Source organism: Rhizobium sp. ZPR4, from assembly GCF_040215725.1.
Classification (GTDB): Bacteria; Pseudomonadota; Alphaproteobacteria; order Rhizobiales; family Rhizobiaceae; genus Rhizobium; species Rhizobium rhizogenes_D.
In genome coordinates this window covers 692904-706073 of the sequence record NZ_CP157967.1, presented here as the reverse complement: position 1 = coordinate 706073, position 13170 = coordinate 692904, and the positions used below count along the sequence as shown (strand labels likewise).

At 60.4% G+C, this 13170-nt stretch carries 9 protein-coding genes; 5 read left to right on the top strand and 4 right to left on the bottom strand.

Annotated features, from left to right (window positions below):
• Positions 1-9: 9 nt before the first annotated feature.
• The 3 genes from ABOK31_RS03450 (at position 10) to ABOK31_RS03440 (ending at position 1451) form a co-directional block, all read left to right on the top strand.
• Complete coding sequence (locus tag ABOK31_RS03450; protein ID WP_349957788.1) at positions 10-897, top strand: uracil-DNA glycosylase; 888 nt, start codon at positions 10-12, stop codon at positions 895-897.
• A 138-nt stretch (positions 898-1035) separates the two neighbouring features.
• Positions 1036-1227: a hypothetical protein gene (locus ABOK31_RS03445; RefSeq protein ID WP_349957787.1), complete on the top strand. Its 192-nt coding sequence runs from the start codon at positions 1036-1038 to the stop codon at positions 1225-1227.
• 59 nt (positions 1228-1286) lie between these two features.
• Entirely contained in the window at positions 1287-1451 is a 165-nt protein-coding gene (locus ABOK31_RS03440) for a hypothetical protein (protein ID WP_349957786.1), read from the top strand.
• 74 nt (positions 1452-1525) lie between these two features.
• On the opposite strand, the gene ABOK31_RS03435 is transcribed toward ABOK31_RS03440, so the two are convergent.
• Positions 1526-2377, bottom strand: a complete 852-nt coding sequence (locus ABOK31_RS03435; RefSeq protein WP_349957785.1) for a hypothetical protein — start codon at positions 2375-2377, stop codon at positions 1526-1528.
• Positions 2378-2848: 471 nt separating this feature from the next.
• Between ABOK31_RS03435 and pepN the strand changes: the two genes are divergently transcribed.
• On the top strand, positions 2849-5497 hold the full coding sequence (gene pepN, locus ABOK31_RS03430; protein ID WP_349957784.1) for an aminopeptidase N: 2649 nt from the start codon (positions 2849-2851) through the stop codon (positions 5495-5497).
• Between the two features lie 229 nt (positions 5498-5726).
• On the top strand, positions 5727-8042 hold the full coding sequence (locus tag ABOK31_RS03425; protein ID WP_349957783.1) for an ATP-binding protein: 2316 nt from the start codon (positions 5727-5729) through the stop codon (positions 8040-8042).
• Here the strand turns inward: ABOK31_RS03425 and ABOK31_RS03420 are convergent, their stop codons facing one another.
• The 3 genes from ABOK31_RS03420 to ABOK31_RS03410 are packed head-to-tail and all read right to left on the bottom strand — an operon-like array spanning position 8043 to position 13133.
• Positions 8043-11003 (bottom strand): bifunctional [glutamine synthetase] adenylyltransferase/[glutamine synthetase]-adenylyl-L-tyrosine phosphorylase, encoded by a 2961-nt coding sequence (locus tag ABOK31_RS03420; RefSeq protein ID WP_349957782.1) that lies wholly within the window; start codon positions 11001-11003, stop codon positions 8043-8045.
• 40 nt (positions 11004-11043) lie between these two features.
• Complete coding sequence (locus ABOK31_RS03415; RefSeq protein ID WP_174174016.1) at positions 11044-12459, bottom strand: ATP-binding protein; 1416 nt, start codon at positions 12457-12459, stop codon at positions 11044-11046.
• On the bottom strand, positions 12456-13133 hold the full coding sequence (locus ABOK31_RS03410) for a response regulator transcription factor (RefSeq protein WP_197070111.1): 678 nt from the start codon (positions 13131-13133) through the stop codon (positions 12456-12458). The genes ABOK31_RS03415 and ABOK31_RS03410 overlap by 4 nt, the downstream gene beginning before the upstream one ends.
• Between the last annotated feature and the right edge of the window lie 37 nt (positions 13134-13170).

Genomic DNA, 13170 nt, shown 5'->3' with positions numbered 1-13170 from the left:
AGTTCGCGCATGATTTCCGCCAGCGACCTCACACCGGCCGAACTTGCCGCCCTTCTGCATTTCCATGCGGATGCCGGCGTCGACTGGCTGCTGGAAGAGCAGCCGGTGGATCGCTTCGCAGAATTCGAAGCCATGCGGGCCGCACGGCAAGGCTCGCGCGCAACGCAGCCAAGGGCCGCAGCTCCAGCACCCGCCACACGGTCGCAACCTGAGCGTCGCGCCGCGGCAAAGCCGGCGGCATCTCCCGCGATAGCACCGCCGCGCGCAGCACCGGCCATTCCCGACGAGCAAGCCGTGGAGCAAGCCCGATTCGCGGCCGAAAGTGCGCGCTCACTTGCCGAGTTGAAGACCGCGATCGAGGCCTTCAACGGCTGCAATCTCAAGAACAGCGCCCGTTCGACGATCTTTGCGAGCGGCACGCCGGAAGGCCGGATCATGGTGATCGGGCCGATGCCAAGCGCCGACGACGACCGCGAGGGGACGCCGTTTGCCGGCCGCGCGGGACAGTTGCTCGACAGAATGCTCGCCGCCATCGGCCTGCAGCGTGATTCGATCCTGCTCACCAACGTCATTCCCTGGCGACCGCCGGGCAACCGCGCCCCTTCCCCGCCAGAAATCGAGATATGCCGTCCGTTCATAGAACGACAGATTGCGCTTGCCGAGCCGAAGGCGGTACTGCTGCTTGGCAATTTCACCGCCCGCCACTTCTTCGGCGGTGGTGAAACCATCCATGGATTGCGCGGACAATGGCGGGAAATCAGCATTCTCGGCCGACCCGTCCCCGCCATCGCCAGCCTGCATCCGCAGGAATTGCTGACCGCGCCGATCAACAAACGCCTGGCCTGGAGCGATCTTCTTGCCTTCAAGAATTATATCGCCGCTGAAATATTAGGCTGATTTCAACAGGTATTAACGGAGAATGACACTAGTCATGCGTTTTTGGCATGGCAGTCTTCTTTTACCGTGCATTGCAGAATCTATGTTGCACTGCAATATAAGTGGTGTCTTGGGAGGAATTCGAAAGGAACCAAGGCAATGACTGCACGTTTTCGCCCTATTCACTGCAGGTTTGATACCTTGCGCCGCGCCATCGAGCCAGTCCGCGCCACAAACGGCCATCGCAACCTCGGCGTCGCTGCCAATGAGCAGATGACTGCACGAGGCACCGGCATCTCGGCTCGTATCAGCCGCCCGACAGCCATTTTCGCCGATTTCCGCGCCTGCTGACCTGCGGGCGCGAAACGTTTGGCGATCCGGCGTAGCGTTTAAGTATCAGGATTTTCATCATGTCTTCGGGTTTGCGTCCATTCATCGCCCTGTTCGATTCCGTCGGCCATATCGGCTCTGCGGTGCGAGCCGCGGAAGAATTCGAGCGCGCACGTAACTTTCACAAGGGCGAGTGCGGCAGCACGAGAGCTGCCCGGATCATCGCGGCCAGCATCCCGCTTTGAGATCTTACGGGCAGAATTGCGCTGCCTGATCGTCGACTCGAACCGAATGAGCAAATCTGCGAGAGCCCTGCACTCTAGGCGGACCGCGCCCAGGCGAAAGCCTCATCGACCGCCGCCAATTTCACGGCCTGCCATCCGCAATACTGATCGAGAAAATTGCGCGATATCCACATACGCGTCTTCTTGGATTCGTCATACCAGCCGATATCGCTACGATCGGCAGACTTGCGCAGGAGACGCTGCAAATGGGTGCGCGATATCATGAAATGTGCCGCCAGCGCGCGGGCGTCGACACGGCCGATATCGATCCGGTCGCCGACCTCTCCGCTGAGGTCCAGCTTAGACATGATATAGTCGACGACCAGGCCGCCAGATTCCGTCCAGAGGAACAGGGCGACACCTTCCGGCGGTTCGCGCCAGATGTCGGTCGCCAGGCAATTGCGGGCCATGCGCGGCTGAGCCAGATCCATGAGCATCGGTGATGCGACCAGCGCTGCTGCGCGATCGCCATCGTCAACCAGATCGAGCGCGGCCAGATTGGCAAGATACCAACTGAACATCGCCGAATAGGTGGTTTCAGTCGGCACGTAACGGCGCGGACGGCGAGCGGGACCTGGGGCCAGTTCCAGGAAGCGATAGGTCAGCAACTCCTCAACGAAGCTCAGGACCGTATTGCGGCTGGCGACGCGGTAGTGCGTGATGAGGTCACGCAGCGCGACAACGGTCATACCCGAACCAGGAACTCCCGGATCATATTCAAGATGGAGCGCATAGGCGGACTGGCTGAGAAGCCACCGCTGATGCGAAGCAAGCATGCGCGCGACCCTCGGGCCGCTATCATAACGATTCCGCAATGCCTCGGAGAGAAAGCGCAAGGAGGCTACGAACTTGGGATGACGAGCAAGCTGCTCGATAGAAAAACTCAATCGGGCCTCCTTGGGGTGCCCTTCTCAAAAAGCGACAGAAAGTGGATGTTTCATTTTTGTGAACGAAATCGTCGGAATCGATCATAATTCCGATATCTAATAGCATGCTATAGTCATGCAAGCCCTTTTATATCGCAAGGGGTTAAACAAATAATTTACTTTAAATTATTGTTTCCTTACCGTAACGGCCTGCATCTGACGGCAATGCAGTCATGATGATCCACTTGAACGTTATGGTAGCAATTGTACTGCCGGTCTGCAAATGCAGGCGGAGAGTTGCCGCTTTTCATTCGAATAGCTGAAATGGAAGCGGCCCGGCGAGCGAATACTTATTGTGCCATAACAAAACTATGGGCATTGCGATATGACTTTAACTTTGGTTCAGATTTCGGTGTAATGATGCGGCCACTTTCAGTCCGGAGGAGGGCTTCGGACTGTGCCCGCCACAGCATAGCCTGATCAGGATAGACCATGCGTACAGACACCGGCCAGATCATCAATCTGGCAGACTATCGTCCCACCGACTTCGTTCTGGAACGCGTGGACCTCACCTTCGATCTGCATCCGACCGAGACCAAGGTGGAAGCACGGCTGATCTTCCATCGCCGCGAAGGTACCGATCCCAAAACACCCCTCGTGCTCGATGGCGATGAACTGGTCCTTTCCGGCCTGCTGCTCGATCAGGACGAACTTCCGGCCGAACAATATGATGCCACTCCCGAAAGTCTGACCATTCGCGACCTGCCCGAAAGCACGCCTTTCGAGCTGACGATCACGACTGTCATCAATCCCGAGGCCAACACGCAACTGATGGGCCTTTATCGCACCGGCGGCATCTATTGCACGCAGTGCGAGGCCGAAGGCTTCCGCCGCATCACCTATTTCCCCGACCGGCCGGATGTTCTCGCGCCCTACACCGTCAATATCATTGCCGACAAGGCCGCCAATCCGCTGCTGCTGTCGAACGGCAATTTCCTTGGCGGCGCCGGCTATGGCGAAGGCAGGCATTTTGCCGCCTGGTTCGACCCGCATCCGAAGCCGAGCTATCTCTTCGCACTCGTCGCCGGCGATCTCGGTGTCGTCGAGGACACATTCACCACCCTGTCCGGCCGTGAGGTCGCGCTGAAAATCTATGTCGAGCATGGCAAGGAGCCGCGTGCGACTTACGCCATGGATGCGCTGAAGCGCTCGATGAAGTGGGATGAGGAGCGGTTCGGCCGCGAATACGATCTCGACATCTTCATGATCGTCGCCGTGTCGGATTTCAACATGGGGGCCATGGAGAACAAGGGTCTCAACGTCTTCAACGACAAGTACGTTCTGGCCGATCCCGAGACGGCAACCGATGCCGACTACGCCAATATCGAAGCGATCATCGCGCATGAGTACTTCCACAACTGGACGGGCAACCGCATCACCTGCCGCGACTGGTTCCAGCTTTGCCTCAAGGAAGGCCTGACCGTCTATCGCGATCACGAGTTTTCCGCCGACCAGCGCTCGCGCCCCGTCAAGCGCATCGCCGAAGTCCGGCACCTGAAGTCAGAGCAGTTCCCGGAGGACAGCGGTCCCCTCGCTCATCCGGTTCGCCCGACGAAATACCGCGAAATCAACAACTTCTATACGACCACGGTCTATGAGAAGGGCAGCGAAGTCACGCGCATGATCGCAACGCTGCTCGGCCGCGATCTGTTCAAGAAAGGCATGGACCTTTATTTCGATCGGCACGACGGAGAGGCTGTGACGATCGAAGATTTCGTCAAATGTTTTGAAGATGTCAGCGGCCGCGATCTCGCGCAGTTCTCGCTCTGGTATCATCAGGCTGGAACGCCCCTCGTCACCGCATCCGGCGCCTATGGCGCAGATGCCAAGACATTCACCCTGTCGCTCGAGCAGATGGTGCCGGCGACGCCAGGCCAGACCGCCAAGAAGCCGATGCACATCCCCTTGCGCATGGGCTTGCTTGCCGAAGACGGCACCATCATCACGCCGTCATCCGTCAGCGGGGCGGAGCTTATTGACGACGTATTGCACCTGACGAAGCAGACGCAGACGGTGACGTTCCACGGCATTCCTTCGCGGCCGGTCCTGTCGCTTAATCGCAGCTTCTCGACGCCGATCAACCTGCAATTCAGCCAGAGCGCCGCCGACCTGGCGCTGATCGCCCGTTACGAGACCGATCATTTCGCCCGCTGGCAGGCGCTTCTCGACCTCGGCCTGCCTAATCTCTTGCAGGCGGCGCGTGATGCGCGCCAAGGCCTTGATATTACGTGTGATCCAGCCTTCACCGATGCGCTGCTCACAGCAGCAGCCGACGAAAGCCTGGAGCCGGCCTTCCGCGCTCAGGCCCTTGCCTTGCCGAGTGAATCCGACATTGCCCGCGAACTGGGCGGCAACAATGATCCGGACGCCATTCATGCCGCACGCCAGACAATCATCAAACGGATCGCTGAAGCTGGACAGGGTGTGTTCGCCGCGCTCTATGACGGCATGCAAACGCCCGGCCCCTTCACTCCGGATGCCGCAAGCGCCGGCCGCCGTGCGTTGCGGAATGCAGCCCTGAGCTATCTGTCCCAGCTGGATGAGGCGCCTGCAAGAGCGAAGGCCGCCTATGATGCGGCAAACAACATGACCGATCTCAGCGCCGCGCTGACTATTCTGGCACAGCACTTCCCGGACACGGCCGAGACGGCGGCAGCACTTGCGCATTTCCGCGACCGCTTCGCAGACAATGCGCTCGTCATCGACAAATGGCTCGCCATCCAGGCCGCAATCCCCGGCGCGGGCGCGCTGGAACGTATTCGGCTGCTTATGGAGATGCCGCTGTTCAAGCGTACGAATCCGAATCGTGTGCGTGCACTCGTCGGCACATTCGCTTTCGCCAACCCCACAGGGTTCGGTCGCGCCGATGGCGCCGGATACAATTTCCTGGCAGACGAGATCCTCGAGATCGATCAGCGCAACCCGCAGCTTGCAGCACGCATCCTGACTTCAATGCGCTCCTGGCGCCTGCTGGAGCCAGTACGCGCCGATCATGCCCGCTCGGCGCTGATGCGGATCGAGCGCGCAGGCGGTCTTTCGACCGACGTGCGCGATATCGTCGATCGCATCCTCAAGGAGTGATTTCGACCGCTTAGCATGCCGATTTCAAAGGCTGATTTGCATCGGCCTTTTCAGCTTCAACGAGTCCCGAGCGCACGCAACTTACCGCTGCGTGTGTAAAATATACTGAAATCGCAGATGGTTAAGAAAGTTTTACCGCACCCTCTGGACAAGCCGAATCACGAATGATTCATTAGGGCAGATTCGGGCGAGCGGCGCAGCGAATCACACGAGGGACAAGGCTAAAGCGATGGTGGACGTGCGGCGGGCAACCGCGGCCGATGGACGGCTGCGTGTTAATTTCGACGGTCTGAAATCCTGGCATAGCGGCGTTACCGATCGAACCGGAGTGCGGGTGGAGACGATTTCGCGTCGTTTTCCGCAGACGGAACATATTCTCAAGCGCATCATTCCCGTCCTCATTGTTTCCTTCCTGATGGTCGTCGCCGCCTCGCATTTCTTCGGCATGATCACGGAACATAGCCGGATGGCGGCATCGGCCCGCCGTACGACCTCCCTTTCCATCGCCGCCGCATCCGCAGCCTTTTCGAATGACGCCAGCCTCTTCCAGGCTGGCGACCGTAGTGGCGCGGAACGGAAACTGGCCTCCTATCTGCCGCAGGATCGGCTGGATACCGGCGCTTTCGTGCTGCTCGTGCAGTCGAGCGGCCGGGTGTTCGGCTCCTCGGCCGCCGGCTCCGGCTATATCGGCATGCTCGTCTCCGACTTCTTTCCGGAAGTGTCGGCCATCCGCAGTTTCGGTGACCATGCCGGCGTGATCGAGACCATGATCGGCGGCGAGCCTTATTACGCGGCGATTTCCCTGATCGGCGACAAGGGTGATTTCATTCTGTCGGCCGCCTCGATGGACCAGATCGACAAGCTCTGGCGCGACGAGCTGACGCTGAACGTCACGCTATTTGCCGGCATATCCTCCATCCTGCTCGTCATCCTCTACGCCTATTATACGCAGGTGAAACGGGCCCGGGACGCCGACGAAATCTTCCTCGAATCCAACCTGCGGGTGGAGACCGCACTGTCGCGCGGACGCTGTGGCCTCTGGGATTTTGATTTCACCAGCCGCCAGTTCTTCTGGTCGCGGTCGATGTACGACATGCTCGGGCTGCCGGTCGCCGACAAGCCGCTCGCCTTCACGGATGCGGCGCGGCTGATGCATCCGGACGACAACAGCCTGCATATGCTTGCCCGTACCGTCACCCGCGGCAATGCCGGCCAGGTGGACCAGATCCTGCGCATCCGCCACGCCAAGGGGCATTATGTCTGGATGCGCGCCCGCGCCCAGGTGATCCGCACCAATTCCGGCCGCGTCCACATGATCGGCATTGCCATGGACGTGACCGAACAGCACCGGTTGGCGCAGCGCTATGCCGAGGCCGACCAGAGATTGGCCGATGCGATCGAATGCACCTCCGAAGCCTTCGTGCTGTGGGACAAGAACGATCGCTTGGTCATGTGCAATGCGCATTTCCAGCAGGCCTATGGTCTGCCAGACAATGTGCTCGTGCCAGGCACGGAACGCGCCGTCGTCAATGCCGCTGCCGCACGACCGGTCATCGAGCGCCGCATCGTCGATCCCGGCCGTTCCAATCATTCGCAGACGACGGAAGTGCAGCTCGCCGACGAGCGCTGGCTGCAGATCAACGAGCGCCGCACCCGCGACGGCGGCCTTGTCTCCGTTGGCACCGATATTACCCAGCTCAAGCGCAACCAGGAACGCCTTCGCGAATCCGAACGTCGGCTGATGGCGACCATCAACGATCTCTCGGCGTCACGACAGATCCTGGAGAAGCAGAAGGCGGAGCTTTCCACCGCCAACACCAACTATCTTGCGGAAAAGGAACGCGCCGAAGCCGCCAACAAGGCGAAATCGGAATTCCTCGCCAACATGTCACACGAGCTGCGCACGCCGCTCAACGCCATTCTCGGCTTCTCGGAAATCCTGCAGGACCAGATGTTCGGTCCGCTCGGCTCCGCCCGCTACAACGAATATGCCAAGGATATTCATGACAGCGGCAAGCATCTGCTCAACGTCATCAACGATATCCTCGACATGTCGAAGATCGAAGCCGGGCATATGAAACTCGCGTGCGAGCGGATCAATCTCGCGCCGCTTATCGAAGAATGCCTGCGTTTCACCAGCATCCCGGCCGCGCAGAAGAACATTCTTGTCGAACAGATCATTCCCGCAGACATCAAGCTCAACGCCGACCGCCGCGCGATGAAGCAGATCGTGCTTAACCTGCTCTCCAACGCGGTGAAATTCACCAATGACGGCGGCCGCATCGCGGTCCGCACGCGCAGGGTCGACGATGCCGTCATGCTCGTCATCGCCGATACGGGCATCGGCATCCCGAAATCGGCACTGAGCAAGATCGGCCAGCCCTTCGAGCAGGTGCAGAGCCAATATGCGAAGAGCAAGGGTGGCTCCGGCCTGGGGCTCGCCATTTCCAGATCACTGACGGCCCTGCATCACGGCCGCATGCGCATCCGCTCGCGCGAAGGCATCGGCACTGTCATTGCGATCCGCATCCCGGATCAGCACTGATCAGCCTCCGACCGTCACCTGGAATACCTTCCGCACCGCCTTCGACAAGCGTTTCAGCTCCGCTTCCAGCGTACGGATATCCGGGCAATCGCCAGCGCGGCAGACCAGCTCTATCAGGCCGGAAGGCGTGTTCTTCGGATCGAACGTGCCGTCTATGCAAAGCCGGATCAGCTGCGACACTTCCGTATAGAGCTCCAGAGCCTCAAGGCAAACATCCAGATCATTGCGATCCATCAGACTACCGCCGAGCAGTTTCAACGCTTCGGCGGTGCTAAGGCCGTTCGCATCGATGCCGACGCCGCGAGTTGGTGCGATCAACCGCAGATATTGCGCGATGAATTCGATATCGATCAGCCCGCCGGGGATCAGCTTCAGATCCCAAATGCTCTCCGGCGGCTTTTCCTGTTCGATCAGGGCACGCATCTCGCGAACATCCCTAGCGATCTTGGCGACATCTCTCTTCGTCGAAAGAACCTCGCCGATGACGCGCTCCGCATCGTTCACCAATTCCTCATCGCCGCAGATCAGACGAGCGCGCGAAAGCGCCATATGCTCCCAGGTCCAGGCTTCCTCGCGCTGGTACTTCTCGAAGGAATTGATGCGCGTGGCGACCGGGCCCTTGTTGCCGGACGGGCGCAAGCGCATGTCAACTTCATAGAGCACTCCCTCGGCCGTCGGCGCCGAAAGGGCCGCGATCAGGCGCTGCGTGATGCGGGTGAAATAGCGCATGGCATCGAGCGGCTTCGGACCATCGGATTCGCCGGCGGTGTCGTCGTAATCATAAAGCAGGATGATATCGATGTCGGAGCCGGCCGAGAGCTCGAAACTGCCGAGCTTGCCCATGCCGACGACGGCAATGCGGCCACCGGGATATTCGCCATGTGCTGCCCGGATTTCCTTCATGACGGCATCCAGTGCCGCTTCGACGATCAAATCGGCAAGGTAGGTAAAAGCACGAGCGGCCATGGTCCCGCCGATCGCGCCCGTCAATAGGCGAATACCGATCAGGAAGCGCTGCTCGGAGGCGAAGATGCGCAGCAGGTCGAGCGTTTCTTCATAATGTCTCGCCGGAGCCAGGAAGCTCTTGAGGCGCTCGGCGAGATAGTCTCGCGTCGGCAGCTCGGCCATGAGCCTTGGGTCGAGCATACCGTCAAAGACATGCGGCTTGGCCGCTATGATCTCGGCAAGCCGCGGCGCCGACGACATGATGTTGACGATGAGCGAGAGAAGCGCTGGATTGGTTCCCAGCAGCGAGAAGAGCTGAATGCCAGCCGGCAGGCCGGAAATGAAACTGTCAAAGCGCAGCAACGCCTTGTCGGCACGCTTGCTTTCGCCGAAGACGCGCAGCAGTTCCGGCGTCAGCTCCGTCAGCCGCTCGCGTGCCTCGACAGACTGCGTGGCGCGATATCGGCCGTAATGCCAGGTGCGGATGACATTGGCGATGTCGGACGGCCGGTCGAAGCCGAGGCGGCGGAGCGTCTCCAGCGTATCGGGGTCATCGCCCTGGCCGGTAAAGACCAGATTGCCGGTTTCGGTCGACAGCTTCGTTTCCTGCTCGAACAGGCGCGCATAGCGACGCTCGACAGTCTTCAACGTCGTCACCAGAGCTTCCGAGAAGGTGGGTATGTCGGCAAAACCCATCATGAAGGCGATGCGGCGGAGTTCGGCATCGGTTTCCGGCAGCAGATGCGTCTGCTCGTCCCGCACCATCTGGATGCGATGTTCGACGTCACGCAGGAACCAATAGGCCGTCGCCAGTTCGTCGCGCGTTTCCGCATCGATCCATTGCGCCTCGGTCAGTTCGGACAGCGTTTCCTCCGTCGACCGGCAACGCAGGGCCGGCATGCGGCCGCCGGCGATCAGCTGCTGCGTCTGCACGAAGAACTCGATCTCGCGAATGCCGCCACGACCGAGCTTGACGTTATGGCCTTTGACCGCGATCGCGCCGTGTCCCTTATGCGCGTGGATCTGCCGCTTGATGGAGTGAATGTCTGATATCGCGGCATAATCGAGATATTTGCGGAAGACGAAGGGCACTAGATCGCGAATGAAGGCCTGACCGGCAACAATATCGCCACCGACGGGCCGGGCCTTGATGAAGGCGGCGCGCTCCCAGTTCTGCCCCCTGCCCTCGTAATAGATCATTGCCGCATCGACCGGGATCGCGAGCGGCGTCGAGCCAGGATCGGGGCGAAGGCGCAGATCGGTGCGGAAGACATAACCGTCCGCCGTGCGTTCCTGCAGGATGCGCACGAGCCTTCGCATCAGCCGCGGGAAGATGTCGATGGCATCGTCTGGATCAGGAACGATACCAGCCATCTCATCGAAGAAGACGACCAGATCGATATCGGAGGAATAGTTCAGCTCTTCCGCTCCGAGCTTGCCCATGCCGAGTACGATCAGTCCGGATTTCTCGCTCGGGACAGCGGGATCGGGAACCACGATCTTGCCGGCCTCATGCGCCGACAGCAGCAGATGGTCGATGGCCGCTGAAATGGAGGCCTCCGCGAGCCTGCTCAGCCAACGAGTGGTCAGCTTGCCATCATAGATGCGCGCGAGGTCGGCGAGCGCGACCAGAAAGGCAGCGCGGCGCTTGGCGATGCGCAGGCGGGTCATCACTTCGGATTCCGAGGGCGAGGCGCTGTCACCTTCCGCTGGCAGCCAGGCACGCCTGGCTTCCCCGACCAGAGCTTCGATCTGCGGCGACAGCGGCTTCTCGATGGCGGCGACAAGGAGCGATGGTTCGAGATTGGCGATTTCACGCAGATGGGGAGAGAGAGTGAGAGCAGCGACGACGAAATCCCGCAGTGCGCTCTCGCCGGCAAGAAGATCGGCAATGACAGGCTCCGTCCCCGCGATCTGCTTGAGATCGGCAAGCGCGGACTTCGTCTCCGTCTGGTTCAACGGCCGCAACCGCCCGGCTAGAACATCCCGCAGCAAATCGCTTTGCGTCGTCGTCATGCAGTTCTCCCCAACAGCAAGCGGATACTGCAGGATTAACCTATTGTTTCTGCATGGGGAAGATCATGGTGACCGTTAATCCCTTGGCATCGGGACTGTCGGGAACGGTATCGGAAAGCTCCAGCCGACCGCCATGCAGCTCCATGACCGCCTCTACCAGCGCCAGGCCAAGGCCCGTTCCCGGCTTGGAGCGGCTCTCATCGAGGCGGAAGAAGCGCTTGACAACATCGGCGCGCTGATGCGCGGGAACGCCCGGCCCGTGGTCGGCGACAGCAAGCATGACTGCATCATGCGTGCGCACGAGCCTGAAGACTATCGTCTGCTCTCCATTGCCGCCCGTCGCATATTTCAACGCATTGTCGATAAGATTGAACAGCGCCTGACCGATCAGCTCACGATTGCCCTGAATTTCGACATTCGGCTCGATATCTGCCGTCAGCGTCAGACCCGCCTCTTCTGCGACCGGCTCGTAAAGTTCGGCCGTATCGGCGACGATGGAGGAGAGATCGACGCTGGTCATTTCCGCAGCCACCGAGCCGGCTTCGACGCGGGAAATCATCAGGAGTGCATTGAAGGTGCGGATCAGTTGATCGGATTCGCCGATAATGCCCTCGAGCGCCGTGCGGCGGCCCTCGCTGTCAGCATTGTCGAGCGCATCGGCTGCCTTGTTGCGCAAGCGCGTCAGCGGGGTTTTGAGGTCATGAGCGATATTGTCGGAGACCTGCCGCAGCCCCTCATTCAGCTTCTCGATGCGCCCCAGCATGGCATTCAGCGATGCCGACATGCGGTCGAATTCATCGCCGGACCCGCCGACAGGCAGTCGTTGCGAGAGATCGCCGGCCATGATCTTGCGGCTGGCATCCGTCATCCGGTCGATGCGCTTCAGCGCGTTGCGGCCGATGCCGAACCAGATGACCAGCGCGCCGAGACCCATGATTGCCAGCGCCAGCATCAACGCCTGGCGCACCAGCACGCGGAAGCGCTCGGGCTCGCCCAGGTCGCGGCCGATCAGGATGCGCAGGCCATTGTCGAGGATGAAGATATTGGCAATTGCCAGATGCCGGCGCTCCGGATCGTTGGAGGCGTCGGTATAGCGCTCGTAGACGAAAGGCAGCTCCGTCCAGCCGGCCTGACCGAGCACACCAGGCTGCACGGAGGCGACGTTGCCGGCAAGGATATCGCCCGATGGTCCGGCAATGACATAGAGATTAGCGCCCGGCTGGCGCGCGCGGCGCTCCATGGTGCGCAGAAGCAGATTCAGCCCGCCGATGTCATAGGCACGCTTGACCTGATTGACCTCCTGCTGAACCGCATCGCGGATCTGCCCCGTCAACAGCCGCTCGGACATGGCCGTGACATAGAAGACCAGCGTTGCAGCGCAGAGCGCAAAAAGAAGGATGTAGAGGGCTGAAAGTCGGACTGCGGTGGACTTGAAGAGGACGCGGAAGCGACTCATCCCTCGTCCTTGATCATGTAACCGGCACCGCGGATCGTCTTCAGCAGCGGCTGGCTGAAATCCTTCTCGATCTTGGAGCGCAGGCGCGAAACATGGACGTCGATGACGTTCGTCTGGGGATCGAAATGATAATCCCAGACATTTTCGAGCAGCATCGTGCGAGTCACGACCTGGCCTGCATTCTTCATCAGATATTCCAGCAGACGGAACTCGCGCGGCTGCAGCAGGATTTCCTTGCCGCCGCGGCGCACCTCATGTGAGAGGCGATCCAGTTCGAGATCACCGACGCGATAGAGGACATCCTGCTCCGGCGTGCCCTTGCGGCGGCCGAGCACTTCGACACGCGCCAGCAATTCGCTGAAGGCATAGGGCTTCGGCAGGTAATCGTCGCCGCCGGCACGCAGGCCTGTGACGCGGTCGTCAACCTGGCCAAGGGCAGAGAGGATCAAGACCGGCGTATGCACGCCCTTGCGACGCAGCTCGCTGATGACGGAGAGCCCGTCGCGGCGCGGCAACATGCGGTCGATGATGGCAACATCGTAGGTGTTCTCGGTGCCCATGAAGAGGCCACTCTCGCCGTCGCTTGCGTGATCGGCAATGATGCCGGCCTCGCGAAACGCCTTGGTGAGGTAAGCCGCCGCTTCGAGATCGTCTTCGATGATCAGAATCTTCATGTGAGCGACATTACCTGCCGAGGCTGCCTCGGCACAA

Coding starts and splice junctions, on each gene's coding strand:
- pepN (WP_349957784.1), top strand. CDS start 2,849: ATGCGTACAGACACCGGCCAGATCATCAATCTGGCAGACTATCGTCCC.
- ABOK31_RS03440 (WP_349957786.1), top strand. CDS start 1,287: ATGTCTTCGGGTTTGCGTCCATTCATCGCCCTGTTCGATTCCGTCGGC.
- ABOK31_RS03425 (WP_349957783.1), top strand. CDS start 5,727: ATGGTGGACGTGCGGCGGGCAACCGCGGCCGATGGACGGCTGCGTGTT.
- ABOK31_RS03410 (WP_197070111.1), bottom strand. CDS start 13,133: ATGAAGATTCTGATCATCGAAGACGATCTCGAAGCGGCGGCTTACCTC.
- ABOK31_RS03445 (WP_349957787.1), top strand. CDS start 1,036: ATGACTGCACGTTTTCGCCCTATTCACTGCAGGTTTGATACCTTGCGC.
- ABOK31_RS03415 (WP_174174016.1), bottom strand. CDS start 12,459: ATGAGTCGCTTCCGCGTCCTCTTCAAGTCCACCGCAGTCCGACTTTCA.
- ABOK31_RS03450 (WP_349957788.1), top strand. CDS start 10: ATGATTTCCGCCAGCGACCTCACACCGGCCGAACTTGCCGCCCTTCTG.
- ABOK31_RS03420 (WP_349957782.1), bottom strand. CDS start 11,003: ATGACGACGACGCAAAGCGATTTGCTGCGGGATGTTCTAGCCGGGCGG.